The organism is Streptomyces sp. NPDC104761 (assembly GCF_055583445.1).
On the sequence record NZ_JBVJNZ010000005.1, the window covers coordinates 305,395 to 330,258 of the forward strand.

22 protein-coding genes are annotated in these 24,864 nt (G+C 69.5%); 6 read left to right on the forward strand and 16 right to left on the reverse strand.

Annotated features, from left to right (window positions below; translation table 11 throughout):
* The first annotated feature begins 3 nt into the window (after positions 1-3).
* On the forward strand, positions 4-267 hold the full coding sequence (locus ACZ63F_RS16855; RefSeq protein ID WP_469711804.1) for a hypothetical protein: 264 nt from the start codon (positions 4-6) through the stop codon (positions 265-267).
* Here ACZ63F_RS16855 and ACZ63F_RS16860 read toward each other — a convergent pair.
* On the reverse strand, positions 207-1,460 hold the full coding sequence (locus ACZ63F_RS16860; protein ID WP_469712050.1) for a carboxylate--amine ligase: 1,254 nt from the start codon (positions 1,458-1,460) through the stop codon (positions 207-209). The genes ACZ63F_RS16855 and ACZ63F_RS16860 overlap by 61 nt on opposite strands.
* 277 nt (positions 1,461-1,737) lie before the next feature.
* On the opposite strand from ACZ63F_RS16860, the gene fahA reads away from it, so the two are divergent.
* The 4 genes from fahA to ACZ63F_RS16880 all read left to right on the forward strand — a co-directional run bounded on the left by fahA (position 1,738) and on the right by ACZ63F_RS16880 (position 5,202).
* A complete protein-coding gene (fahA, locus tag ACZ63F_RS16865; RefSeq protein WP_469712052.1) occupies positions 1,738-2,949 on the forward strand; it encodes a fumarylacetoacetase in 1,212 nt (403 codons plus the stop codon).
* 242 nt (positions 2,950-3,191) lie between these two features.
* Positions 3,192-4,130: a M56 family metallopeptidase gene (locus ACZ63F_RS16870; protein ID WP_352354381.1), complete on the forward strand. Its 939-nt coding sequence runs from the start codon at positions 3,192-3,194 to the stop codon at positions 4,128-4,130.
* Between the two features lie 128 nt (positions 4,131-4,258).
* Positions 4,259-4,906 carry a tetratricopeptide repeat protein gene (locus ACZ63F_RS16875; RefSeq protein WP_469711805.1) on the forward strand — a complete coding sequence of 216 codons (648 nt, stop codon included), beginning with the start codon at positions 4,259-4,261 and terminating at the stop codon, positions 4,904-4,906.
* Positions 4,907-5,016: 110 nt separating this feature from the next.
* Positions 5,017-5,202, forward strand: a complete 186-nt coding sequence (locus ACZ63F_RS16880; RefSeq protein ID WP_469711807.1) for a hypothetical protein — start codon at positions 5,017-5,019, stop codon at positions 5,200-5,202.
* Positions 5,203-5,235: 33 nt separating this feature from the next.
* Here ACZ63F_RS16880 and recQ read toward each other — a convergent pair whose 3' ends face one another.
* Positions 5,236-7,242, reverse strand: coding sequence for a DNA helicase RecQ (gene recQ, locus ACZ63F_RS16885; RefSeq protein ID WP_469712053.1), 2,007 nt, complete (start codon positions 7,240-7,242; stop codon positions 5,236-5,238).
* A gap of 295 nt (positions 7,243-7,537) precedes the next feature.
* On the opposite strand from recQ, the gene ACZ63F_RS16890 reads away from it, so the two are divergent.
* A complete protein-coding gene (locus ACZ63F_RS16890) occupies positions 7,538-8,059 on the forward strand; it encodes a hypothetical protein (RefSeq protein ID WP_469711808.1) in 522 nt (173 codons plus the stop codon).
* Between the two features lie 75 nt (positions 8,060-8,134).
* On the opposite strand, the gene nuoN is transcribed toward ACZ63F_RS16890, so the two are convergent.
* From nuoN to ACZ63F_RS16960, 14 genes are read right to left on the reverse strand one after another with little or no spacing between them, the layout of a single operon-like run.
* Positions 8,135-9,784, reverse strand: coding sequence for an NADH-quinone oxidoreductase subunit NuoN (nuoN, locus tag ACZ63F_RS16895; RefSeq protein ID WP_469711809.1), 1,650 nt, complete (start codon positions 9,782-9,784; stop codon positions 8,135-8,137).
* A complete protein-coding gene (locus tag ACZ63F_RS16900; protein ID WP_351957520.1) occupies positions 9,781-11,352 on the reverse strand; it encodes an NADH-quinone oxidoreductase subunit M in 1,572 nt (523 codons plus the stop codon). The genes nuoN and ACZ63F_RS16900 overlap by 4 nt, the downstream gene beginning before the upstream one ends.
* A gap of 5 nt (positions 11,353-11,357) precedes the next feature.
* Positions 11,358-13,304: an NADH-quinone oxidoreductase subunit L gene (gene nuoL / locus ACZ63F_RS16905; protein ID WP_388716378.1), complete on the reverse strand. Its 1,947-nt coding sequence runs from the start codon at positions 13,302-13,304 to the stop codon at positions 11,358-11,360.
* 14 nt (positions 13,305-13,318) lie between these two features.
* Positions 13,319-13,618 carry an NADH-quinone oxidoreductase subunit NuoK gene (nuoK, locus tag ACZ63F_RS16910; protein WP_046726439.1) on the reverse strand — a complete coding sequence of 100 codons (300 nt, stop codon included), beginning with the start codon at positions 13,616-13,618 and terminating at the stop codon, positions 13,319-13,321.
* A complete protein-coding gene (locus tag ACZ63F_RS16915) occupies positions 13,615-14,457 on the reverse strand; it encodes an NADH-quinone oxidoreductase subunit J (RefSeq protein WP_469711812.1) in 843 nt (280 codons plus the stop codon). Before ACZ63F_RS16915 ends, nuoK begins: the two co-directional genes overlap by 4 nt.
* Positions 14,454-15,062: an NADH-quinone oxidoreductase subunit NuoI gene (gene nuoI / locus ACZ63F_RS16920; RefSeq protein WP_352354357.1), complete on the reverse strand. Its 609-nt coding sequence runs from the start codon at positions 15,060-15,062 to the stop codon at positions 14,454-14,456. Before nuoI ends, ACZ63F_RS16915 begins: the two co-directional genes overlap by 4 nt.
* Entirely contained in the window at positions 15,055-16,419 is a 1,365-nt protein-coding gene (nuoH, locus tag ACZ63F_RS16925; RefSeq protein WP_469711813.1) for an NADH-quinone oxidoreductase subunit NuoH, read from the reverse strand. Before nuoH ends, nuoI begins: the two co-directional genes overlap by 8 nt.
* A complete protein-coding gene (locus ACZ63F_RS16930; RefSeq protein WP_469711815.1) occupies positions 16,416-18,920 on the reverse strand; it encodes an NADH-quinone oxidoreductase subunit G in 2,505 nt (834 codons plus the stop codon). The genes nuoH and ACZ63F_RS16930 overlap by 4 nt, the downstream gene beginning before the upstream one ends.
* Complete coding sequence (gene nuoF, locus ACZ63F_RS16935; protein WP_457697159.1) at positions 18,917-20,263, reverse strand: NADH-quinone oxidoreductase subunit NuoF; 1,347 nt, start codon at positions 20,261-20,263, stop codon at positions 18,917-18,919. The genes ACZ63F_RS16930 and nuoF overlap by 4 nt, the downstream gene beginning before the upstream one ends.
* A complete protein-coding gene (nuoE, locus tag ACZ63F_RS16940; RefSeq protein ID WP_469711816.1) occupies positions 20,263-21,141 on the reverse strand; it encodes an NADH-quinone oxidoreductase subunit NuoE in 879 nt (292 codons plus the stop codon). Before nuoE ends, nuoF begins: the two co-directional genes overlap by 1 nt.
* Complete coding sequence (locus ACZ63F_RS16945; protein WP_469711817.1) at positions 21,138-22,460, reverse strand: NADH-quinone oxidoreductase subunit D; 1,323 nt, start codon at positions 22,458-22,460, stop codon at positions 21,138-21,140. The genes nuoE and ACZ63F_RS16945 overlap by 4 nt, the downstream gene beginning before the upstream one ends.
* Positions 22,457-23,200 carry an NADH-quinone oxidoreductase subunit C gene (locus ACZ63F_RS16950; RefSeq protein ID WP_351957511.1) on the reverse strand — a complete coding sequence of 248 codons (744 nt, stop codon included), beginning with the start codon at positions 23,198-23,200 and terminating at the stop codon, positions 22,457-22,459. Before ACZ63F_RS16950 ends, ACZ63F_RS16945 begins: the two co-directional genes overlap by 4 nt.
* Complete coding sequence (locus ACZ63F_RS16955; RefSeq protein ID WP_152885510.1) at positions 23,197-23,751, reverse strand: NuoB/complex I 20 kDa subunit family protein; 555 nt, start codon at positions 23,749-23,751, stop codon at positions 23,197-23,199. The genes ACZ63F_RS16950 and ACZ63F_RS16955 overlap by 4 nt, the downstream gene beginning before the upstream one ends.
* A gap of 13 nt (positions 23,752-23,764) precedes the next feature.
* Entirely contained in the window at positions 23,765-24,124 is a 360-nt protein-coding gene (locus tag ACZ63F_RS16960; RefSeq protein WP_007383963.1) for an NADH-quinone oxidoreductase subunit A, read from the reverse strand.
* Positions 24,125-24,864 lie beyond the last annotated feature (740 nt).

Here is a 24,864-nt window from a genome sequence, read left to right on the forward strand (position 1 = left end):
CCAGTGGCGGCCGTTGTGTTCTCCGAGACGCTCGGCACCTGCCCCGAGGACCCGGCCGGCGATGCGCTGAGCGTCGGGGACGTCCGACGGCTCGGACTCCGGTTCGACGGGGACGGCGACGCCGTCGAACCGGACGTCGCACGCGAGCTGTTGGGGCAGGTGAGGACCGGGGGGACCGCCGGAGGTGTCGGCGCCGGTCACGGCAGCTACGGTGCCTGCTTCGCGGCGTTGCTGGAGCTGCGGCGGTTGGTACGCCACAGCTGGTAGAGGTGCTTCGCGCCCGGACGCACGAAGCGGGCGAGCAGGGTGACGAACGGCAGCGGGTCGTCACCCGCCAGCCAGGCGAGCTCGGTCCCGCTCGGCCGCTTCGGCGCGTGCGGTGTCGTGTAGCCGCTGCGGCGGTAGGCGAGGAGGGCGGGCAGGTCGATGTTCTCCACCACGTAACGGTGGCCGGTGCGCTGTTCCCCCTCCGGAACCCGGCGCCCGGTCAGGTCCAGGTGCATGGCACGGACGACGTCCACGCCTCGCTCGCTCTCGAAGAGCCGGAACTGGGCGCCCATGCGCGGGTTGAAGTCGAGCAGCTTGTACTGCCCGTCGCGCCGGTCGAAGCGCAGGTCGAGGTCGATGATGCCGGTGAAGCCGATCTGCTTGATGAAACGCGCGGCGAGGTCGGCGAGTTCCGGGTTGTCGACGACGTACGCGTTCGCGGTCATGCCGGCGTGCGGCGGCCAGGAACGGACCTTGACCCCGGTGAACAGGGCGCGTGGAGTGGAGTCGGCGTCGAAGTAGGCGTGCACGATCCAGTCCTCGGCCTCCTCCCTCGGCAGGTACTCCTGGAGGATGACACCCGGATGGGTGCCCCAGTCACGGGCGAGGGCGAGCAGTCCCTCCCTGGTGGCGATCCGCGTCGTTCCGTTGACGGCGGGCTGCTTGCGCCGGACGAACGCCTCACGGTTCTTGGCGACGATCGGGAAGCGGGCCTTCTCCGCGAAGTCGGCGATCTCGTCGTACGAGTCGGGAAAGGCGGCCGCCGGGCTCGGGATGCCGTGTTCCACGCACAGTTCGTGCAGGCCCTGCTTGCTCGCCAGCCGGCGGGGCAGTTCCGGGTCGACGCGCGGGAAGAGGAAGCGGTCGCCGAGTGCGTCCTGGTGCTCGGCGATCAGGACGGCGGCCTCCTCGTCGGTGGGGATCAGCACGGTCGGACGGCCGATGCGGCGGCCGATGCGCAGCAACCCCTCGACGAGACGGTCCGCTTCCTCGGCGCCTGTTGTCGGCCACACGAACGCCCGTTTGAGATAGCGGGACGAAGCCGCCGGCGTGTACGCGTCCTCCGTGATCGCGTACATGGGAACGCCCAGGCGGCCCAGGCTGCGAATCGCGCCGACCCCGCCGTGGTGCAGCGGATAGTCGCCGAACTTGACGATCAGGCCCGGCACGTCGCGGTCCGCCTCGAACGGCACGCTGACGGCATTCCTGGCCACGGGTCCCCCCACGTGTCCCCCTCTACGGACCGGACCCACCCCGTCCGTGTCCCCCAAAGGACGCTAAGCCGGAATTGCCTACTCCGACAAGGCCTATTAGGACATTGCGAACTCTTTAGACACTGTCACGACAGGCAACTCACCCGTAACGTGTGGCGCGACCACATGGAATGCCGCGCAACGCCATAGTGACGTCGCCACATGGCCGTTCCCCGCGCGGCACGGATGAGAGTGAGGCAGCCACCCCATGCCCCCCTTGCCCCCCTTCGAGGTCCCCGAGGGTGACCCCTTCGGCCCGAACAACCTTCCGTATGGCGTGTTCTCGACCTCCGAGAGCTCGGACCGGAGGGTCGGCGTCCGCCTAGGCGACCACGTCCTCGACGCCGGTGCCGCGGCCCTCGCCCTCGGCTCGCCCTACGCCTCCCTGCTCGCCAGGCCGACCCTCAACCCGCTGCTGGCCGCCGGCCGCACCGCCTGGTCGGACGTGCGGCGCGCCCTGACCGCCTGGGTGACCGTGCCCGCGCACCGGGAGACGCTCGCCCCTCTCCTGCACCCGCTGGCCGAGGTGACCCTGCATCTGCCCTTCGAGGTCGCCGACTACGTCGACTTCTACGCCTCCGAGAACCACGCCCGGAACGCCGGCCGCATCTTCCGCCCCGACGCCGCCGATCCGCTCACCCCCAACTGGAAGCACCTGCCGATCGGTTACCACGGCCGCGCAGGCACGGTCGTGGTGTCCGGAACGGACGTCGTACGGCCCTCGGGGCAGCGGAAGGCACCCTCGGACGCGGCACCGGTGTTCGGCCCGTCGGTACGGCTGGACATCGAGGCCGAGGTCGGCTTCGTCGTCGGCACGCCTTCACCACAGGGCAGCCCCGTGGCACTGGCCGACTTCAGGGAGCACGTGTTCGGCCTCTGCCTGCTGAACGACTGGTCGGCGCGGGACATCCAGGCCTGGGAGTACGTCCCGCTCGGCCCGTTCCTCGGCAAGTCGTTCGCCACCTCGGTCTCGGCGTGGATCACCCCGCTCGACGCGCTGGAGGAGGCACGGGTCACCCCGCCGCCGCGGACGCATCCGCTGCTGCCGTACCTCGACGACGCCATGGAGGAACCCGCCGGCTACGACCTGCGGATCTCGATCGCCATCAACGGGCAGACGGTGTCCGAGCCGCCGTTCTCCACCATGTACTGGACCGCCGCCCAGCAGCTCGCCCACCTCACGGTCAACGGCGCCTCCCTGCGCACCGGCGACCTGTACGGCTCCGGCACGGTGAGCGGCGCGGAGCCCGGGCAACGCGGGTCCCTGCTGGAGCTGACCTGGAACGGACGCGACCCCCTCGAACTCCCGGACGGAAAGCGGACGTACCTGGAGGACGGCGACGTGGTGACGCTGTCGGCCTGGGCTCCGGGGCCGGGCGGCAGCCGGGTGGGGCTCGGGGAGGTCAGCGGTCGGGTCGTGGCGGGGTGAGGAGCGCGCCGGGCCGGTGAACGGATGGGTGTGCCCGGATCGTCGTCGACACCTGACTCGGGGCACCCGGCACCGTCATACTGACGGGACACGCACCATGCGATGCGCCCGCACGCGCACCATGCGAAGCGTCGGCGCACGCACCACGGGACGCGCCGGCGCGCGCCATGTCACGCAGCGGCGTATCGCCCCGCGCCAGCCGCCACCCGCACGCATTTCCGATCAGGAAACGGAGCCCCGGCATGACCGTCTGCCTGCTCCTGCTGACCGTCGTCGCCCTGACGGCCGCGGTGCCTGCGCCGCGTGCCCTGGTGCGGTCCCTGTGGCCGGAGCGGGAACCGGTGGTCGCGCTGTGGGTGTGGCAGTGCCTGGTCGCCACCGTGCTGCTGTGCTGCCTGGCCGCGCTCACCCTGGGCGCGGCGGCCGTCTTCCACACCGTGCGCGACCGGGTGTTCGCGCCGGCGCCGCCGGCGGTCACCGCCGCGTACGACCTCTCCGTCGCGCCACCTTGGGCGGTCGCCCTCACCGTGCTGCTGGCGTCCGGAGCCGCGTGGACGACGGCGATGCTCGCCCGCGAACTGGTCGAGGCCCGGCGCCGCCGCGACCGGACCCGCGCACACCTGCGCGAACGGGCACCGGAACTGCCGGCAGGGCTGCCCGCGGCACGCGGACCGATGCTGGTGCTGGAGGACGAGTACCCGGACGCCTGGTGGATGCCGGGTCATCCACCGCAGCTGGTCGTGACGACGGGGGCACTGCACCGCCTCACGGACCACCAGCTGGACGCCGTACTCACCCACGAACGAGGCCATGCCCGCGCCCATCACGACTGGCTGCTGCACCTGTCCAGCGCCCTGGCCACGGGTTTCCCGCACGTGCCGCTCTTCTCCCACTTCTGCGACCAGACCCACCGGCTCGTCGAACTCGCCGCGGACGACACGGCGTCCCGCCGCTGCGGCCATCTCACCACCGCACTGGCCCTGATCGAACTGAACCAGCACCGCGGGGTCCTGTCCTGCGCGTCGAGCCGCCGGCTGCTGGGAGAGCGCGTCGACCGCCTGCTGGAACCGCCACCACGGCTGCTGCGCCGCCAGCGGGCCCTGACGACGACGGTCGCCGCCCTGGTCCCCCTGCTGCCGCTCCTGATCGCGTTCGCACCGGGACTGACGGCACTCGGCTAGAGCGAGCACCGCCGGACCGCGGACGGCAGGATCCAGAGAGCCGCCCTCCCCATTGCTCGGCTCCTTGCGGCGAGCGCGGGATAGCCTCGGCACCGTCATCGTCCGGCAGGAAGGGCAGGGGGCTGCGGATGCAGGGGCAGGACTGGGGCGTGCAGGCGGAAGATCTCTTCGAAGCGGCGATGTTCGGCGGGGACACGTCCGCGCTGGACCGGTCCGACGACGTGCTGGACGCGGTCGAGGCGCGCCTTTCCATGGCGCGGGGCAAGGTACTGCACGTGCGTTTCCTCAACGACCGCGAGGAGAACAGCCGGGAGGTGGCGCTCTTCGAGCGCGCGGCGGAGTTGTACCGGCGGCTGGAGGACGCGTCGGGTGAGGCACACGCCTTGTTCTGGATCGGCTGCTGGCACCAGGTCGTGAAGGGCGACGGCGCCACCGGCAGACCGTACTTCGAGCAGTCGTACGAGCTGGCGAAGTCCGTCGGCGACCGGTTGACGATGTCCTACGCAGTACGCCATCTCGGCTTCACCGACAAGGACGCGGGCCGTCTGGACCTGGCCCGGGACCGGCTGACCGAGTCGGTGGCGCTGCGCCGGGAGATCGGCTTCAGACCCGGGGAAGCGGCCGGCCTGGTGGCCCTGGCCCACCTCGCGGCCGAGACCGGCGACCGACCGGCGGCACTCCAGCACCTCGACGAGGCCCAGGCGGTTGCCCGGAGCTGCGGCGCCAAGGCGGTCTCGGGGTGGGTCGAACAAGCCCGCGCGTCCATGGGGGCGTAACTGTCAGCGCGCAGGGTGAGCGTCGGGGCCGCCCGATCACCATTCCCCACGAACGTGATCGTCCAAGACCGTCCGGCGACTTTCCCTACCCCATCGGTATGGTTCCAGCCATGCCACCCGCCGACCGCATCCGAGACCACTCCGGTCAGGGCGCCGCGACCACCGCCGACGTCCGCAAGGCTGCCGTTCTCGCTCTGACCCGGCATTCCGGTGTCGAGGGGGCCCGTGCGGCTCTGGCCACGGCGACGGCCGCCCCGGACGCGGACGTCAGGGCGTATGCGGCGAGGGGGCTGTAAGCGGTGGTTCCCCCGCCGCGACCGCGGGCCGCCCTATATCCAGTCCTCCGGTTCCGGCTCCGCGTCCATCTCGGGCCAGTGGTCCTCGTCCCCGGTTCCCGGCGCCGTGGCGGCCGGGGCGGCGGTCGGCGTCTTCAGACCGGCCAGCACCCCGAGGACGCCCTCTCCGTACGTCATGAGCTTCTTCTCGCCGACGCCGCCGACGGTGGCGAGTTCGGCCACGGACTCGGGCCACCGGCTGACGATCTCCCGCAGGGTGGCGTCGTGGAAGATCACGTATGCGGGTACGCCTTGTTCGCGGGCCTGCTCGCCACGCCAGGCTCGCAGGGCCTCGAAGGCGGGGAGCAGTTCCTCGGGCAGCTCTGCCACGGCTGCCTTCGCCTTGCCCCTGCCGGATGACCCGGAGGATCCGGCGGACCCGGGGCTTCCGGTCGCTCGTGAGGCCGCCGGCTTCTTCGGCTCCTTGCGCAGCGGAACCTCGCGTTCCCGCCGCAGTACCGTCCCGCTGGCCTCGGTGAGCACCAGGGTGCCGTACTCGCCCTCGACGGCGAGCAGCCCCTGGGCGAGCAGCTGTCGGACGACGCCCCGCCATTCGCCTTCGTCGAGGTCGGTGCCGATGCCGAAGACGGACAGCTGGTCGTGGTCGAACTGGATGACCTTGGCGGTGCGCTTGCCGAGCAGGATGTCGACGATCTGGACGGCGCCGAACTTCTGCCCGCGTTCGCGCTGGAGCCGTACGACGGTGGAGAGGACCTTCTGGGCGGCGATGGTGCCGTCCCAGGTCTCGGGTGGGGTGAGGCAGGTGTCGCAGTTACCGCAGCCGGCGGGGTCGGGGTCCTGGCCGAAGTAGTTGAGGAGTTGCCCGCGGCGGCACTGGGCGGTCTCGCACAGGGCGAGCATGGAGTCGAGGTGTGCCTGGGCGCGGCGGCGGAAGGCCTCGTCGCCCTCGCCGGACTGGATGAGTTTTCGCTGCTGTATGACGTCGTTGAGGCCGTAGGCCATCCAGGCGGTGGAGGGCAGGCCGTCGCGGCCGGCGCGGCCGGTCTCCTGGTAGTAGCCCTCGACGGATTTGGGCAGGTCGAGGTGGGCGACGAAGCGGACGTCGGGTTTGTCGATGCCCATGCCGAAGGCGATGGTGGCGACGACGACCAGGCCGTCCTCTCGCAGGAAGCGGGACTGGTGGGCGGCGCGGGTGGCCCCGTCGAGGCCGGCGTGGTAGGGCACGGCGTCGATGCCGTTGCGGGTGAGGAATTCGGCGGTGGTTTCGACGGACTTGCGGGAGAGGCAGTAGACGATGCCCGCGTCGCCTTCGTGTTCCTGGCGGAGGAAGGTGAGGAGCTGCTTCTTGGGGTCGGCCTTGGGGACGATCCGGTACTGGATGTTGGGCCGGTCGAAGCTGGCCACGAAGTGCCGGGCCGTCGGCATGTGCAGCCGCTGGGTGATCTCCTGGTGGGTGGCATGGGTGGCGGTGGCCGTGAGCGCGATGCGCGGGACGTCGGGCCAGCGCTCGCCGAGGAGGGAGAGGGCGAGGTAGTCGGGGCGGAAGTCGTGGCCCCACTGGGAGACGCAGTGCGCCTCGTCGATGGCGAACACGGCGATCTTGCCGCGGGCGAGCAGGTCGAGTGTGGAGTCCAGGCGAAGCCGCTCGGGAGCGAGGTAGAGCAGGTCGAGCTCGCCCGCGAGGAACTGGGATTCGACCACGCGGCGCTCGTCGAAGTCCTGGGTGGAGTTGATGAACCCGGCGTTGACGCCGAGGGCGCGCAGGGCGTCCACCTGGTCCTGCATGAGGGCGATGAGTGGTGAGACCACGATGCCCGTACCGGGTCTGACCAGGGCGGGGATCTGGTAGCACAGTGATTTTCCGCCGCCGGTGGGCATGAGGACGACGGCGTCGCCGCCCGCCACCACGTGCTCGATGATCGCTTCCTGCTCGCCCCGGAAGGCGTCGTACCCGAAGACGCGGTGCAGCGTGGCCAGTGCCTCGCTGTCCGCCGGGCCGTGCGCCTGTGGCGCCTCCGGCGTCTCGGTCGTCCCTGGCATGTCGTCGGTCCCGCCCGTCCCGCCCATCGTCGTGTCCCCCGTACGTCGTCCTTCGACCACTGCCACCACGATAGGGGTCCGGACCGACAGCGCTGGAGTTATCCACAGGCTGCCCACCGGGGAGGGGGGTGGGAGTGCGGGGTTCCCCCGTCCGGCGATGGCCTCAGTCCTTTGGCGGTCTTCGCGTGGCGGCGGGGAAGAGGTGCGGGCGATGCTGCACGGGTGGGACCGGGGAGGCCCGCGTTGTACGGAGGTGTCGCGCTCGCGTGCCTCTTCCGTCCCAAGGAGCATCAGGATGTCTCTCAGGTCCCGCACCGCCGGCGCAGTTCTGGCCCTGGCCGTGCCGTTCGCTCTGGCCGCGGTTCCCGCCGGCGCGGATCCCGTTCCCGAGCCCGACCCGTTCGTGTGGACGGATCTGACCCCGACGTACACGGCGACGACGGACTACCAGTACGAGCCGTTCGCGGTCACGGACGGGTACGCGAGGACCGACATCTGCGACAAGGACGGCCTGGGCGGCAAGGGAGGCGTGGGCTACCAATACGTGAAGGCCGCCGGCGTCGGCAGTCTGGACCCGGCCGAGCCCTCCGGTCTCCTCTACGAGACCGACTCCGGCGGCGGCCGTGCGCTGGTCGCGGCGGAGTGGATCGTGCGGGCGGGCAGCGGCACCGTGCCGACGTTGTTCGGCCGGCAGTTCCAGGGGCCGACGACGGTTCCCGGTGTGACGGGGTCCGTGTACACGCTGCGCGCCTGGATCTGGAAGGACAATCCGCGCGGTGTGTTCGCTCAGTGGAACCCGACGGTGACGTGCCCGTAGTCCAGGCCCGTGCACGCGCGCGTGGGCCCCGGTTCCTGTGCGGGGAACCGGGGCCCTTGGGACGTGCAGGTCGTCTCAGCGCACGAACACTCCGGCCTGGCTGGCCAGGTTCAGGAAGTACTGCGGTGCCACACCGAGGACCAGGGTGACGGCGACGCCGAGGCCGATCGCCGCCATGGTCAGCGGTGAGGGCACGGCGACCGTGGGTCCTTCGGGCCTCGGCTCGCTGAAGAACATCAGGACGATCACGCGGATGTAGAAGAACGCGGCAATCGCGGACGAAATCACACCGATCACGACGAGCGGGACCGCGCCGCCCTCGGCCGCCGCCTTGAACACGGCGAACTTTCCGGCGAAGCCGGAGGTCAGCGGGATACCCGCGAAGGCCAGCAGGAAGACGGCGAAGACGGCTGCCACGAGTGGTGAGCGGCGGCCGAGGCCTGCCCACTTGGACAGGTGGGTGGCCTCGCCGCCCGCGTCGCGCACCAGGGTGACCACGGCGAAGGCTCCGATGGTCACGAAGGAGTAGGCGGCGAGGTAGAAGAGGACGGACGACACGCCGTCCTTCGAGGTCGCGATGACACCGGCGAGGATGAATCCGGCGTGCGCGATCGACGAGTAGGCGAGGAGCCGCTTGATGTCGGTCTGGGTGATCGCGACGATCGCGCCGCCCAGCATGGTGATGATCGCGACGCCCCACATGACCGGCCGCCAGTCCCAGCGCATGCCGGGCAGGACGACGTACAGGAGGCGCAGCAGGGCGCCGAAGGCGGCGACCTTGGTGGCGGCGGCCATGAAGCCGGTGACCGGGGTGGGTGCGCCCTGGTAGACGTCGGGTGTCCACATGTGGAAGGGGACGGCGCCGACCTTGAAGAGCAGGCCCATGACGACCATGGCGGTGCCGATGAGGAGCAGTGCGTCGTTGCCCATGGTGTTGGCGAGGGCGGGGTCGACGCTGGTGACGGTGCCGTCGACGACCTGGGCGATGGTGGCGTAGGACACCGAGCCGGCGTAGCCGTACAGCATGGCGATGCCGAACAGGGTGAACGCGGAGGCGAAGGCGCCGAGCAGGAAGTACTTGACGGCGGCTTCCTGTGACATGAGGCGCTTGCGGCGGGCCAGGGCGCACAGCAGGTAGAGCGGGAGGGAGAAGACCTCCAGGGCCACGAAGAGCGTCAGCAGGTCGTTGGCCGAAGGGAAGACCAGCATGCCGGCGATGGCGAAGAGCAGGAGCGGGAAGACCTCGGTGGTGGTGAAGCCGGCCTTGACGGCGGCCTTCTCGGTGTCGCTGCCGGGGACCGCGGCGGCCTGGGCGGCGAAGGAGTCGACGCGGTTGCCGTGGGCCTCGGGGTCGAGGCGGCGTTCGGCGAAGGTGAACAGGCCGACGAGGCCGGCCAGCAGGATCGTGCCCTGGAGGAACAGGGACGGTCCGTCGACGGCGATGGCGCCCATCGCGGCGATGTGCGCCTTGGTGGTGCCGTAGCCGTCGGCGGCCAGGGCGACCACTGCCGCGAACGCGGCGCACAGGGCGACGGCGGAGACGAACACCTGGGCGTAGTAGCGGGACCTGCGCGGGACGAACGCCTCGACCAGCACTCCGACGATCGCCGCGCCGACGATGATCAGGGTGGGTGACAGCTGCCCGTATTCGATTTTCGGTGCCGGGATCTTCGAAATCGGCTCGGCTGCGGTTGTCCACAGGCTGTGGACGGCTGCTGCGCTCACTTGGCCGCCTCCACTGCGGGCTTCGGGTCGGTCTTGTGTACGTCCGACATGGTCTGCTTGACCGCCGGGTTGACGATGTCCGTGACGGGCTTCGGGTAGACGCCCAGGAAGATCAGAAGAACGATCAGCGGGGCGACGACGACGAGTTCACGGGCCTTCAGGTCGGGCATCGCGGAGACGGCCGGTTTCACCGGGCCCGTCATCGTCCGCTGGTAGAGGACGAGGGTGTAGAGCGCGGCGAGCACGATGCCGAAGGTGGCGATGATCCCGATGGCCGGGTAGCGCGTGAACGTGCCGACCAGGACGAGGAATTCGCTGACGAAGGGTGCGAGGCCGGGCAGGGACAGGGTGGCCAGGCCGCCGATCAGGAAGGTGCCGGCGAGGACGGGGGCGACCTTCTGCACGCCGCCGTAGTCGGCGATGAGCCGGGAGCCGCGGCGGGAGATCAGGAAGCCGGCGACCAGCATCAGGGCGGCGGTGGAGATGCCGTGGTTGACCATGTAGAGGGTGGCGCCGGACTGACCCTGACTGGTCATCGCGAAGATGCCCAGGATGATGAACCCGAAGTGGGAGATGGACGCGTAGGCGACCAGCCGCTTGATGTCGCGCTGCCCGACGGCGAGCAGTGCGCCGTAGATGATGCTGATCAGGGCGAGGACCAGGATGGTCGGTGTCGCCCACTTCGAGGCCTCCGGGAAGAGCTGGAGGCAGAAGCGGAGCATCGCGAACGTGCCCACCTTGTCGACGACCGCGGTGATGAGGACGGCGACGGGGGCGGTGGACTCCTGCATGGCGTTGGGCAGCCAGGTGTGCAGCGGCCACAGCGGCGCCTTCACGGCGAAGGCGAAGAAGAAGCCGAGGAACAGCCAGCGTTCGGTGCTGGTGGCCATGTGCAGGGTGCCGTTGGCGCGGGCCTGCGCGATCTCGGCGAGGGAGAAGTTCCCGGAGACCGTGTAGAGGCCGATCACCGCGGCCAGCATGATCAGGCCGCCGACCAGGTTGTAGAGGAGGAACTTCACGGCGGCGTACGACCGCTGCGTCGACGCGGCCTCCTCGCCCTGGGCGTGGGCCCGGTCCCCGAAGCCGCCGATGAGGAAGTACATCGGGATGAGCATGGCTTCGAAGAAGATGTAGAAGAGGAAGACGTCGGTGGCCTCGAAGGAGATGATCACCATCGCCTCGACGGCCAGGATCAGGGCGAAGAAGCCCTGGGTGGGCCGCCACCGCTTGCTGCCGGTCTCCAGCGGGTCGGCGTCGTTCCAGCCGGCCAGGATGATGAACGGGATGAGCAGGGCGGTCAGGGCGAGCAGGGCGACCGCGATGCCGTCGACGCCCAGTTCGTAGCGGACGCCGAAGTCGCTGATCCAGGCGTGGGATTCGGTGAGCTGGTAGCGGGCGCCGCCGGGGTCGAAGCGGACCATGACGACGATCGCCAGGGCGAGTGTGGCGAGCGAGACCAGCAGGGCGAGCCATTTGGCGGCGGTGCGCCGGGCGGCCGGTACGGCGGCCGTGGCGACCGCCCCGACGGCCGGGAGGACCGCCGTCGCTGTCAGCAGAGGAAAGGACATCGGTATCAGACCGCCCTCATCAGCAGGGTCGCGGCGACCAGGAGGGCAGCGCCGCCGAACATCGAGACCGCGTACGAGCGCGCGTAGCCGTTCTGCAGTTTGCGCAGCCGGCCGGAGAGCCCGCCGAAGCCCGCTGCCGTGCCGTTGACGACGCCGTCAACCAGGGTGTGGTCGACATATACAAGGGAGCGGGTGAGGTGTTCACCGCCGCGGACCAGGACGACGTGGTTGAAGTCGTCCTGGAGGAGGTCGCGGCGGGCCGCGCGGGTGAGCAGCGAGCCGCGCGGGGCGACGGCGGGGACGGGGCGGCGGCCGTACTGGAGGTAGGCGATGCCGACGCCGATGATCAGGCAGACCATCGTGGCGCCGGTGACGACGCCCGCGCTGATCGGGGAGTCGCCCTCGCTGTGGCCGGTGATCGGCTCCAGCCAGTGCAGGAAGCGGTCGCCGATGCTGAAGAAGCCGCCGGCGAAGACCGAGCCGATCGCCAGGACGATCATCGGGATGGTCATGACCTTCGGGGACTCGTGCGGGTGTGGTTCGGCGTGCTCGCCGCGGTGTTCGGCGGCGGGCTCGGCGCTCGGGGCCTGCGGGGAGCGGGTGGGCTGGTTGCGCCAGCGTTCCTCGCCGAAGAACGTCATCAGCATCACGCGCGTCATGTAGAAGGCGGTGATGGCCGCGCCGACCAGGGCGCAGGTGCCGAGGATCCAGCCCTCGGTGCCGCCCTTGGCGAACGCCGCCTCGATGATCTTGTCCTTGGAGAAGAACCCGGACAGGCCGGGGAAGCCGATGATGGCGAGGTAGCCGAGGCCGAAGGTGATGAAGGTGACGGGCATGTACTTGCGCAGGCCGCCGTACTTGCGCATGTCGACCTCGTCGTTCATGCCGTGCATCACGGAGCCGGCGCCGAGGAAGAGCCCGGCCTTGAAGAAGCCGTGCGTCACCAGGTGCATGATCGCGAAGACGTAGCCGATCGGGCCGAGGCCGGCGGCGAGGACCATGTAGCCGATCTGCGACATGGTGGAGCCGGCGAGGGCCTTCTTGATGTCGTCCTTGGCGCAACCGACGATCGCACCGAAGAGGAGGGTGACGGCGCCCACGACGGTGACGACCAGCTGGGCGTCGGGGGCCGCGTTGAAGATCGCTCCGGAGCGGACGATGAGGTAGACGCCCGCGGTCACCATGGTCGCCGCGTGGATGAGGGCGGAGACCGGGGTGGGGCCTTCCATGGCGTCGCCGAGCCAGGACTGCAGCGGCACCTGGGCGGACTTGCCGCAGGCGGCGAGCAGCAGCATGAGGCCGATCGCGGTGAGCCGGCCCTCGGAGGCGTCGGTGGCGTGGCTGAGGACCGGGCCGAACGCGAACGTGCCGAACGTCGTGAACATCAGCATGATCGCGATCGACAGGCCCATGTCGCCGACGCGGTTGACGATGAAGGCCTTCTTGGCCGCGGTCGCCGCGCTGGGCTTGTGCTGCCAGAAGCCGATCAGCAGGTACGAGGCGAGACCGACGCCCTCCCAGCCGACGTACAGCAGCAGGTAGTTGTCGGCGAGGACGAGCAGCAGCATCGCCGCGAGGAACAGGTTGAGATAGCCGAAGAAGCGGCGGCGGCGCTCGTCGTGCTCCATGTACCCGACGGAGTACAGGTGGATGAGGGAGCCGACGCCGGTGATCAGCAGGACGAAGGTCATCGACAGCTGGTCGAGGCGGAAGGTGACGTCCGCCTGGAACCCCTCGACCGGCACCCAGGTGTACAGGTGCTGCATCAGGGTGCGGTGTTCGGGGTTCTTGCCGAGCAGGTCGGCGAAGAGGATGACGCCGAACACGAAGGACGTCGTCGACAGGATCGTGCCGATCCAGTGGCCCACGGCGTCCAGGCGCCGGCCGCCGACCAGGAGGACGGCCGCTCCGAGCAGGGGCGCCGCGATCAGCAGCGCAATCAGGTTCTCCACGATTCAGCGACCCCTTACAGCTTCATCAGGCTGGCGTCGTCGACCGAGGCCGAGTGGCGGGTACGGAACAGCGACACGATGATCGCGAGCCCGACCACGACCTCCGCGGCGGCGACGACCATCGTGAAGAAGGCGATGATCTGGCCGTCGAGATTGCCGTGCATCCGGGAGAAGACGACGAACGCGAGGTTGCAGGCGTTCAGCATGAGCTCGATGCACATGAAGACGACGATCGCGTTCCGTCTGATCAGCACACCGGTGGCGCCGATCGTGAACAACAGGGCGGCGAGGTAGAGGTAGTAGACGGGGTTCACTTCGACGCCTCCTCGCTGCGCTTGAAGTGCGCGGGCTCGACCGGGGTCCGCTCCAGCCGTTCCTCGGATCGCTGTTCCAGGGCGCGCAGGTCACCGAGCGCCTCGGCCGAGACGTCACGGATCTGACCGCGGTCGCGGAGCGTCTTGCTGACGGTGAGATCGGACGGGGTGCCGTCCGGGAGCAGGCCGGCGATGTCCACGGCGTTGTGCCGGGCGTAGACGCCGGGAGCGGGCAGCGGCGGCAGGTGCTTGCCCTCGCGGACGCGCTGCTCGGACTGCTCGCGCTGGGTCTTGGCGCGTTCGGTGCGCTCCCGGTGGGTGAGCACCATGGCGCCGATCGCGGCGGTGATGAGCAGGGCGCCGGTGATTTCGAAGGCGAAGACGTACTTGGTGAAGATGAGGGCGGCGAGGCCCTCCACGTTTCCGTTGGCGTTGGCCTGGCCGGTGCCCGCGAAGTCCTTCAGGGAGGCGTTGGCGATGCCCGCGAGGAGCAGGACGCCGAAGCCGACCCCGCAGAGCAGGGCCAGCCAGCGCTGTCCCCTGATGGTCTCCTTCAGGGAGTCGGCGGCGGTCACGCCGACCAGCATCACCACGAAGAGGAACAGCATCATGATCGCGCCGGTGTAGACGACGATCTGGACGATGCCGAGGAAGTAGGCGCCGTTGGCGAGGTAGAACACCGCCAGGACGATCATGGTTCCGGCGAGCGACAGTGCGCTGTGCACGGCCCGCTTCATGAAGACGGTGGACAGCGCACCGATCACGGCGACGGTGCCGAGGACCCAGAACTGGAAGGCCTCGCCGGTGGAGGTGGCGTAGGCGGCGAGCTGCGGGCTCATGCGTCCACCTCCCGGTCCTGCTCCTCGGGCTTCTCGCCCTTGGAGACGGCCACCTGGCGTACGGTCCCGGGGGCGGCCTCGGTGACCAGGCCCCGGTAGTAGTCCTGTTCGTCGGTCCCCGGGAAGATCGCGTGCGGGGTGTCGACCATGCCCTCTTCGAGGCCGGCGAGGAGCTGTTCCTTGGTGTAGATGAGGTTGGCGCGGCTGCTGTCGGCCAGTTCGAACTCGTTGGTCATCGTGAGCGCGCGCGTGGGGCACGCCTCGATGCACAGGCCGCACAGAATGCAGCGCGCGTAGTTGATCTGGTAGACGCGGCCGTAGCGTTCACCCGGCGAGTAGCGCTCCTCGTCGGTGTTGTCGGCGCCTTCCACGTAGATGGCGTCGGCGGGGCAGGCCCAGGCGCACAGCTCGCAGCCGACGCACTTCTCCAGGCCGTCCGGATGGCGGTTGAGCTGGTGCCGTCCGTGGAACCGCGGGGCCGTGGTCTTCGCCTGCTCCGGGTACTGCTCGGTCAGCCGCTTCTTGAACATGGCCTTGAAGGTCACGCCGAAGCCGGCGACGGGGTTCTGGAAACCGGGCTTGGTCTCCTTGGGCTCCTCAGCCATCGGACGCCTCCTTTCCATCCGTAGATCCGTCACTGACAGTGTCCGGCCCGCCACTGACAATCAGCTCCCGCTCCCGGCGGGGGGTGCGCCGGGGCACCGGCGGCAGCTCCTGTCCGGGCAGCGGCGGTACGGGGAAGCCGCCCGCCATCGGGTCGAACGCGGCCGGTTCGGCAGCGGGCTGCGCGGCCTCCTTGCCCTTGTCGCGGAACATGTCGACGACGAAGGACAGGACCAGCAGGGCGAGGACTCCGCCGCCGACGTACAGGGCGATGTCGGCGAAGCCGTAGTTCTGGTTGCGCAGGGTCCGGACGGTCGCGACGAGCATCAGCCAGACGACGGAGACCGGGATGAGGACCTTCCAGCCGAGCTTCATCAGCTGGTCGTAGCGCACGCGCGGGAGCGTGCCGCGGACCCAGACGAAGCCGAACAGCAGGAGGACGACCTTGGCGACGAACCAGAGCATCGGCCACCAGCCGTGGTTGGCGCCCGCCCAGACGGTGCTGATCGGCCAGGGGGCCCGCCAGCCGCCGAGGAACAGGGTGGTCGACACGGCGGAGACGGTCACCATGTTGACGTACTCGGCGAGCATGAACATCGCGAACTTGATCGACGAGTACTCGGTGTTGAAGCCGCCGACCAGGTCGCCCTCGGACTCGGGCATGTCGAAGGGTGCGCGGTTGGTCTCGCCGATCATGGTGACGATGTAGAGGACGAAGGAGACCGGCAGCAGCAGGATGTACCAGCGGCCCTGCTGCTGGTCGACGATCGTGGACGTCGACATCGACCCGGAGTACAGGAACACGGAGGCGAACGCGGCGCCCATGGCGATCTCGTAGGAGATCATCTGGGCGCAGGAGCGCAGGCCGCCGAGGAGCGGGTAGGTGGAGCCGGAGCTCCAGCCGGCGAGGACGATGCCGTAGATGCCGACGGAGGCGACCGCGAGGATGTAGAGCATCGCGATCGGCAGGTCGGTGAGCTGCATCGTGGTGCGGTGGCCGAAGATGGAGATCTCGTTGTCGGCCGGGCCGAACGGGATCACCGCGATGGCCATGAACGCCGGGATCGCCGCGACGATCGGCGCGAGGACGTAGACGGCCTTGTCGGCGCGTTTGACGACGACGTCTTCCTTGAGCATCAGTTTGATGCCGTCGGCGAGCGACTGGAGCATGCCCCAGGGGCCGTGCCGGTTGGGGCCGATGCGCAGCTGCATCCAGGCGACGACCTTGCGCTCCATGACGATGGAGATCAGCACGGTCACCATCAGGAAGGCGAAGCAGAAGACCGCCTTGAGGACGACCAGCCACCAGGGGTCACGGCCGAACATGGAGAGGTCTTCAGCGGCGAGGTACGAGTTCATGCCTCCACCTCCTTGGGTGCCTCACCGGCGGTGGCCGCCGGGCCGATGCGGACGAGGGAGCCGGGCAGCGCCCCGGTGTCGGACGCGACGCCGCCGCCGGCCGAGTTCAGCGGGAGCCAGACCACGCGGTCGGGCATCTCGGTGATCCTGAGCGGGAGTTCGACGGTGCCGGCGCCCGCGGTGACGGCGATGAGGCCGCCGTCCTCGACGCCCGCCTCGGCGGCTGTCGCCGCGGACACGCGCGCGTGGGCGGCGTGCCGGGTGCCTGCCAGTGCGTCGTCACCGTCCTGGAGGACGCCCTGGTCGAGGAGGAGCCGGTGCCCGGCGAGCACAGCCTCCCCGGCGGCGGGCCTGGGCAGCGAGGCGGCCGTCTCCAGCGGTTCGGAGGCCTTGGGTCCGTCCCAGGCGCCGAGCCGGTCCAGTTCCGCCCGCGCGGTGCGCAGGTCGGGCAGGCCGAGGTGGACGTCCATGGCGTCGGCGAGCATCTGCAGCACGCGCGCGTCGGTGGGCGGCAGCCGCCGGGTCATCTGCTCGGGCTTGAGGGCGGCCTCGAAGAGACGCGCCCGGCCTTCCCAGTTGAGGAAGGTGCCGGCCTTCTCGGCGACCGCGGCGACCGGCAGGACGACGTCGGCGTGTGCGGTGACCTCGCTGGGCCGCAGCTCCAGGGAGACCAGGAAGCCGACGGCTTCGAGTGCGGCACGCGCGCGTGCCGGGTCGGGCAGGTCGGCGACCTCGACACCGGCGACCAGCAGGGCGGAGAGTTCGCCGCGGGCGGCGGCCTCGACGATCTGGCCGGTGTCGCGGCCGTAGCGGAGCGGGAGTTCGGCGACGCCCCAGGCGGCGGCGACCTCCTCACGCGCGCGTGGGTCGGTGGCCGGGCGGCCGCCCGGCAGCAGCGACGGCAGCGCGCCTGCCTCGATCGCGCCGCGCTCACCGGCCCGGCGCGGGATCCAGACCAGCCGGGCGCCGGTGGCGGTGGCGGCCCGTACGGCGGCGGTGAGGCCGCCGGCGACCGATGCCAGCCGCTCCCCTACGACGATCACGGCACCGTCGGAGCGCAGCGCATCGGCGGCCCGGGTGCCGGACTCCTCCAGGCCGACTCCGCTCGCGAGGGCGTCCAGCCACTCGGTCTCGGTGCCGGGTGCGGCCGGAAGCAGCGTGCCGCCGGCCTTCTCCAGCCCGCGTGTGGCGTACGTGGCGAGGGAGAACACCTGCTGCTTGTGCTTGCGCCATGCCTTGCGCAGCCTCAGGAAGACGCCGGGCGCCTCCTCCTCCGACTCGAACCCGACCAGGAGGACGGCGGGCGCCTTCTCCAGGGAGGTGTAGGTGACGCCCGTACCGTCGAGGTCGCGGCCGCGGCCTGCCACCCGTGCGGCCAGGAAGTCGGCCTCCTCGCTGGTGTGCACGCGCGCGCGGAAGTCGATGTCGTTGGTGTCGAGGGCCACGCGCGCGAACTTGCTGTACGCGTAGGCGTCCTCGACGGTGAGCCGGCCGCCGGTGAGGACGCCGGCCCGGGAGCGGGCGGCGGCCAGGCCCCGGGCGGCGGCTTCGAGGGCCTCCGGCCAGGAGGCGGGTTCGAGGACGCCCTGGGCGTTGCGGACCAGCGGGGTCTCCAGGCGGTCCTTCTGCTGTGTGTAGCGGAACGCGAAGCGTCCCTTGTCGCAGATCCACTCCTCGTTGACCTCGGGGTCGTCGGCGGCGAGCCGCCGCATGACCTTGCCGCGCCGGTGGTCGGTGCGGGTGGCGCAGCCACCCGAGCAGTGCTCGCACACGGACGGCGAGGAGATCAGGTCGAAGGGCCGGGAGCGGAAGCGGTACGCCGCCGAGGTGAGGGCGCCGACCGGGCAGATCTGGATGGTGTTCCCGGAGAAGTACGACTCGAACGGGTCGCCCTCGCCGGTGCCGACCTGCTGCAGCGCGCCGCGCTCCAGGAGTTCGATCATCGGGTCGCCGGCGATCTGGTTGGAGAACCGGGTGCAGCGGGCGCACAGCACGCACCGTTCGCGGTCCAGGAGCACCTGGGTGGAGATCGGGACGGGCTTCTCGTAGGTGCGCTTGCGGCCGTCGAAGCGGGACTCGGCGTTGCCGTGCGACATGGCCTGGTTCTGCAGCGGGCACTCGCCGCCCTTGTCGCAGACCGGGCAGTCCAGCGGGTGGTTGATGAGCAGCAGCTCCATCACGCCGTGCTGCGCCTTCTCGGCGACGGGCGAGGTGAGGTGAGTCTTCACCACCATCCCGTCCGTACAGGTGATCGTGCAGGAGGCCATCGGCTTGCGCTGCCCCTCGACCTCGACGATGCACTGGCGGCAGGCGCCGGCCGGGTCGAGCAGGGGGTGGTCGCAGAAGCGCGGGATCTCGATGCCGAGCTGTTCGGCGGCGCGGATGACCAGGGTGCCCTTGGGCACGCTGATCTCGATGCCGTCGATCGTCAGCGTGACGAGGTCCTGCGGCGGGACCGCCGCCGTTCCCCCCGAGGAGGGGGAACTCGTGGTCACGGTCATGCGTTCACCTCCGGGCGGTCCGCCCAGGCCGTCGACTTGGCCGGGTCGAAGGGGCAGCCCCGGCCCGTGATGTGCTGTTCGTACTCCTCGCGGAAGTACTTGAGCGAGGAGAAGATCGGGGACGCCGCGCCGTCGCCGAGGGCGCAGAAGGACTTGCCGTTGATGTTGTCGGCGATGTCGTTCAGCTTGTCGAGGTCGGACATCACGCCCTTGCCGGCCTCGATGTCGCGGAGCAACTGCACGAGCCAGTAGGTGCCTTCGCGGCAGGGGGTGCACTTGCCGCAGGACTCGTGGGCGTAGAACTCGGTCCAGCGGGTGACGGCGCGCACCACGCAGGTGGTCTCGTCGAAGCACTGGAGTGCTTTGGTGCCGAGCATGGAGCCCGCGGCGCCCACTCCTTCGTAGTCGAGGGGGACGTCGAGATGCTCGTCGGTGAACATGGGTGTCGAGGAGCCGCCCGGGGTCCAGAACTTCAGGCGGTGGCCCTGGCGCATCCCGCCGCTCATGTCGAGGAGCTGGCGCAGGGTGATGCCGAGCGGTGCCTCGTACTGGCCGGGGCTCGCGACGTGGCCGCTGAGGGAGTAGAGCGTGAAGCCGGGCGACTTCTCGCTCCCCATCGACCTGAACCATTCCTTGCCCTTGTGGAGGATGGCGGGAACCGAGGCGATGGACTCGACGTTGTTCACAACAGTCGGGCAGGCGTAGAGCCCTTCGACGGCAGGGAAGGGGGGACGCAGTCGCGGTTGACCGCGGCGGCCTTCGAGCGAGTCGAGCAGTGCGGTCTCCTCACCGCAGATGTACGCGCCGGCGCCGGCGTGCACGGTGAGGGTCAGGTCGAGTCCGCTGCCGAGGATGTTCTCGCCGAGGTAGCCGGCCGCGTAGGCCTCGCGCACGGCCTCGTGCAACCGCCGCAGGACGGGGACGACTTCCCCACGCAGGTAGATGAAGGCATGCGACGACCGGATGGCGTAGCACGCGATCACGATGCCCTCGATGAGGCTGTGCGGGTTGGCGAACAGGAGCGGGATGTCCTTGCAGGTCCCGGGCTCCGATTCGTCGGCGTTGACAACTAGATAGTGCGGTTTGCCGTCTCCCTGCGGAATGAACTGCCACTTCATCCCGGTGGGGAATCCCGCGCCGCCGCGGCCGCGCAGTCCGGACTCCTTGACATAGGCGATCAGGTCGTCCGGTGACATGGCGAGCGCCTTGCGGAGCCCCTCGTATCCCTCGTGCCTCCGGTAGACGTCGAGCGTCCAGGAGCGGTCCTCGTCCCAGAAGGCCGACAGCACGGGTGCGAGCAGCTTCTCGGGGCTGGTGTCCTTGAGGTCGGGTACCACCGTCATCACTCCCCCTCCTCGGCGGCAGGCCCTGCCGGGTGCGACGGGTCGGAGGCCGAGGTCTCCTGCGGTGCGTCATGGGAACTGAGGTGCTCGGCCGGCGACGGCTCGTGCACCGGCCGGTCCTGCCGGTCCGCTGCTTCCTCCTGCGGACCTCCGCGCGGATGGACCACGCGCGCGGGTGCGGCCTCACCCCTTGCCAGGCGGAGGCCCACCAGCGACGCGGGTCCCGCACTCCCGCTCTCCTCGACGGCTCCGGGCCGCTCGTCGGGGAAGCCGGCCAGGATCCGCGCGGTCTCCTTGAAGGTGCACAGCCGGGCGCCGCGCGTGGGCTCGACGTCCCGGCCCGCGCGCAGGTCGTCGACGAGGCGCTTGGCGCTGGCCGGGGTCTGGTTGTCGAAGAACTCCCAGTTGACCATCACGACGGGCGCGAAGTCGCAGGCCGCGTTGCACTCGATGTGCTCCAGGGTGACCTTGCCGTCGCCGGTGGTCTCGCCGTTGCCGACGCCGAGGTGCTCCTGGAGGGTCTCGAAGATCGCGTCGCCGCCCATGACCGCGCACAGCGTGTTGGTGCAGACGCCCACCTGGTAGTCGCCGGAGGGCTTGCGCCGGTACATGGTGTAGAAGGTGGCGACGGCGGTGACCTCGGCCGTGGTCAGCTCCAGGACGTCCGCGCAGAACTGCATCCCGGTGCGCGTGACGTGCCCTTCCTCCGCCTGCACGAGGTGCAGCAGCGGCAGCAGGGCGGACCGGGAGTCGGGGTAGCGGGCGATGATGTCGCGCGCGTCCGTCTCCAGGCGGGCCCGGACGTCGTCCGGGTAGGCGGGCGCGGGCAGCTCGGGCATGCCCAGGCTGATACCGCGCTCCGAGGAAGAGGTGGTCACCGGTCGACGCCTCCCATCACGGGGTCGATGGACGCGACGGCGACGATGACGTCGGCGACCTGGCCGCCCTCGCACATCGCCGCCATGGCCTGCAGGTTGGTGAAGGACGGGTCGCGGAAGTGGACCCGGTAGGGGCGGGTGCCGCCGTCGGACACGGCGTGCACGCCGAGTTCGCCCTTGGGGGACTCGACGGCCGCGTAGGCCTGGCCGGGCGGGACCCGGAAGCCCTCGGTGACCAGCTTGAAGTGGTGGATCAGGGCCTCCATGGAGGTGCCCATGATCTTCTTGATGTGGTCGAGGGAGTTGCCGAGTCCGTCCGGCCCGAGGGCGAGCTGGGCGGGCCAGGCGATCTTCTTGTCGGCGACCATGACCGGTCCGGGCTGGAGCCGGTCCAGGCACTGCTCGACGATGCCGAGCGACTGGCGCATCTCCTCCAGGCGGACCAGGAAGCGGCCGTAGGCGTCGCAGGTGTCGGCGGTCGGGATCTCGAAGTCGTACGTCTCGTAGCCGCAGTACGGCTGTGCCTTGCGCAGGTCGTGCGGCAGGCCGGCGGCGCGCAGGATCGGGCCGGTGGCGCCGAGGGCCATGCAGCCGGCCAGGTCGAGGTAGCCGATGTCCTGCATGCGGGCCTTGAAGATGGGGTTCCCGGTGGCGAGCTTGTCGTACTCCGGGAGGTTCTTGCGCATCTTCTTCACGAACTCGCGGATCTGGTCGACCGCACCGGGCGGCAGGTCCTGGGCGAGGCCGCCGGGGCGGATGTAGGCGTGGTTCATCCGCAGGCCGGTGATGAGTTCGTAGAGATCGAGAATCATTTCACGATCACGGAAGCCGTAGATCATGATCGTGGTGGCGCCGAGTTCCATGCCGCCGGTGGCGATGCACACCAGGTGGGAGGAGAGCCGGTTCAGCTCCATCAGGAGCACCCTGATGATGCTGGCGCGCTCGCTGATCTGGTCCTCGATGCCGAGGAGCTTCTCGACGGCGAGACAGTAGGCGGTCTCGTTGAAGAAGGACGTCAGGTAGTCCATGCGGGTCACGAACGTGGTGCCCTGCGTCCACGTGCGGAACTCGAGGTTCTTCTCGATGCCGGTGTGCAGGTAGCCGATGCCGCAGCGGGCCTCGGTGACCGTCTCGCCGTCGATCTCCAGGATGAGGCGGAGCACTCCATGGGTGGACGGGTGCTGGGGACCCATGTTGACGACGATGCGTTCGTCGTCGGCTCGGGCCGCGGACTGGACGATCTCGTCCCAGTCGCCGCCGGTGACCGTGTATACGGTGCCCTCGGTGGTTTCGCGGGCGGCTGCTGACTGTGTGCTCACGAGTACGACCTCCGCTGGTCCGGAGCCGGGATCTGGGCGCCCTTGTACTCGACGGGGATGCCGCCGAGGGGGTAGTCCTTGCGCTGCGGATGGCCCTGCCAGTCGTCCGGCATCATGATCCGCGTCAGGGCCGGGTGACCGTCGAAGACGATCCCGAAGAAGTCGTAGGTCTCGCGCTCGTGCCAGTCGTTGGTCGGGTAGACGGAGACCAGGGACGGGATGTGCGGGTCGGCGTCCGGGGCGCTGACCTCCAGGCGGATCAGCCGGTTGTGGGTGATCGAGCGCAGGTGGTAGACGGCGTGCAGCTCGCGGCCCTTGTCGTGCAGGTAGTGGACGCCGCTGACGCCGGTGCACAGTTCGAAGCGCAGGGCGGGGTCGTCGCGCAGGGTGCGGGCGACGCGCGGCAGGTGCTCTCGCTCGATGTGGAAGGTGAGCTCGCCGCGGTCGACGACCGTCTTCTCGATGGCGTTGTCCGGGAGCAGTCCCTGCTCCTCCAGGGCGCCTTCCAGCTCGTCGGCGACCTCGTCGAACCAGCCGCCGTAGGGGCGGGCGGCCGGTCCCGGGAGGCGGACCGAGCGGACCAGGCCGCCGTAGCCGGAGGTGTCGCCGCCGTTGTTGGCGCCGAACATGCCGCGCTGGACGCGGATCTCCTCTCCGCCCTGGCCGCGCTGGCCGGGGAGGTTGTCGGCGGCCAGGTCCTTCTCGGGGTTGACCCCGTTGTGGCCGTTCACGTCGCTCACCGCAGCAGCCCCTTCATCTCGATCGTGGGCAGGGCCTTGAGCGCCGCCTCCTCCGCCTCCCGGGCCGCTTCCCTCGCGTTGACGCCGAGCTTGGAGGTCTGGATCTTCTGGTGGAGCTTGAGGATCGCGTCCATCAGCATCTCGGGGCGGGGCGGGCAGCCCGGCAGGTAGATGTCGACGGGGACGATGTGGTCGACGCCCTGGACGATCGCGTAGTTGTTGAACATGCCGCCCGAGGAGGCGCAGACGCCCATGGAGATCACCCACTTGGGGTTGGGCATCTGGTCGTAGACCTGCCTGAGCACCGGCGCCATCTTCTGGCTGACCCGGCCGGCGACGATCATGAGGTCGGCCTGGCGGGGTGAGCCGCGGAAGACCTCCATGCCGAAGCGGGCCAGGTCGTAGCGGCCGGCGCCGGTGGTCATCATCTCGATGGCGCAGCAGGCGAGGCCGAAGGTGGCGGGGAAGACGGACGCCTTGCGCACCCAGCCCGCGGCCTGCTCGACGGTGGTCAGCAGGAAGCCGCTCGGCAGCTTTTCTTCGAGTCCCATGTCCAAAGACCCCTCAGTCCCATTCCAGGCCGCCGCGCCGCCAGACGTATGCGTAGGCGACGAAGACGGTGAGCACGAAGAGCAGCATCTCCACGAGCCCGAAAACACCCAGGGCGTCGAAGGTGACGGCCCACGGGTAGAGGAAGACGATCTCGATGTCGAAGACGATGAAGAGCATCGCCGTCAGGTAGTACTTGATCGGGAAACGCCCGCCGCCGGCCGGCGTGGGGGTCGGCTCGATACCGCACTCGTAGGCTTCGAGCTTGGCGCGGTTGTACCGCTTCGGACCGATCAGCGTGGCCATGACCACGGAGAAGATCGCAAAGCCTGCCCCGAGGGCTCCCAGTACGAGGATGGGCGCATAGGCGTTCACCGCTCCTCGCTCCTCTCAGTCGGCACTGACTGGTGGCGGTTCGGATCGGGCTCCCCACCTGCCTCGTCCGTCCCGCGAACCCCGCGCGTCCCGGGCGAAGATCGCGAACATGTGAAGCAGGTCACAAGCCCAACTGCCTCGCATCTTATGCCCGCCGCTCTGTGATCTGCGACACGGGGTATTGCACAAGCTTTGTGATCTCCACCACCTGACGATCGATCATGAAGTCGGATGAGTAGTGATCTTCGCACGCGAAGCGTTCAGCTGATCACCAGAAGTGACAATTTCGACCATTGATGCAGACCAGAGGGCGTCGCGAGCGGGCGTCTCTATATCAAGAGGGTTCCTCTGCATGCAAATTCGCCGTGGACGAGACCGCTTGATAGTGAGCCGCATTCACACATCAGAGGGAGGTTCGGCGACCGATGTGGACGCGTGCACGCGTTCACGAACCCGGGACGCGCGAGACGCACCTCCACCGGTAACCGTTCCGTGACCTCCACCACATTGATGAGAGGCGCCTGAGAACGGGGCTTGGCCAACCATCCCGACCGATGGTAGGCGGGGGGCAATCCGGACGTAACAGCGAAAGAACGTGATCACGGGCTTGATCACAGGAGTCCGCAATGTCCGTTACGGCGTCAATAAAGAAAGACGCGCGGGGGATTCGCCGTCTCGATTGAGCAACTGTGGCGCAGCACACGTTTCTTGTAGATATGAAGGAGCCCCTGATACCGGTT

What these genes read in the sequence shown, in the direction of transcription:
- ACZ63F_RS16870 (WP_352354381.1), top strand. Translation starts at nt 3,192, where the DNA reads ATGACCGTCTGCCTGCTCCTGCTGACCGTCGTCGCCCTGACGGCCGCG.
- ACZ63F_RS16875 (WP_469711805.1), top strand. Translation starts at nt 4,259, where the DNA reads ATGCAGGGGCAGGACTGGGGCGTGCAGGCGGAAGATCTCTTCGAAGCG.
- ACZ63F_RS16880 (WP_469711807.1), top strand. Translation starts at nt 5,017, where the DNA reads ATGCCACCCGCCGACCGCATCCGAGACCACTCCGGTCAGGGCGCCGCG.
- recQ (WP_469712053.1), bottom strand. Translation starts at nt 7,242, where the DNA reads ATGCCAGGGACGACCGAGACGCCGGAGGCGCCACAGGCGCACGGCCCG.
- ACZ63F_RS16890 (WP_469711808.1), top strand. Translation starts at nt 7,538, where the DNA reads ATGTCTCTCAGGTCCCGCACCGCCGGCGCAGTTCTGGCCCTGGCCGTG.
- ACZ63F_RS16900 (WP_351957520.1), bottom strand. Translation starts at nt 11,352, where the DNA reads ATGTCCTTTCCTCTGCTGACAGCGACGGCGGTCCTCCCGGCCGTCGGG.
- ACZ63F_RS16915 (WP_469711812.1), bottom strand. Translation starts at nt 14,457, where the DNA reads ATGAGCCCGCAGCTCGCCGCCTACGCCACCTCCACCGGCGAGGCCTTC.
- nuoI (WP_352354357.1), bottom strand. Translation starts at nt 15,062, where the DNA reads ATGGCTGAGGAGCCCAAGGAGACCAAGCCCGGTTTCCAGAACCCCGTC.
- nuoH (WP_469711813.1), bottom strand. Translation starts at nt 16,419, where the DNA reads ATGAACTCGTACCTCGCCGCTGAAGACCTCTCCATGTTCGGCCGTGAC.
- ACZ63F_RS16930 (WP_469711815.1), bottom strand. Translation starts at nt 18,920, where the DNA reads ATGACCGTGACCACGAGTTCCCCCTCCTCGGGGGGAACGGCGGCGGTC.
- nuoF (WP_457697159.1), bottom strand. Translation starts at nt 20,263, where the DNA reads ATGACGGTGGTACCCGACCTCAAGGACACCAGCCCCGAGAAGCTGCTC.
- ACZ63F_RS16955 (WP_152885510.1), bottom strand. Translation starts at nt 23,751, where the DNA reads ATGGGACTCGAAGAAAAGCTGCCGAGCGGCTTCCTGCTGACCACCGTC.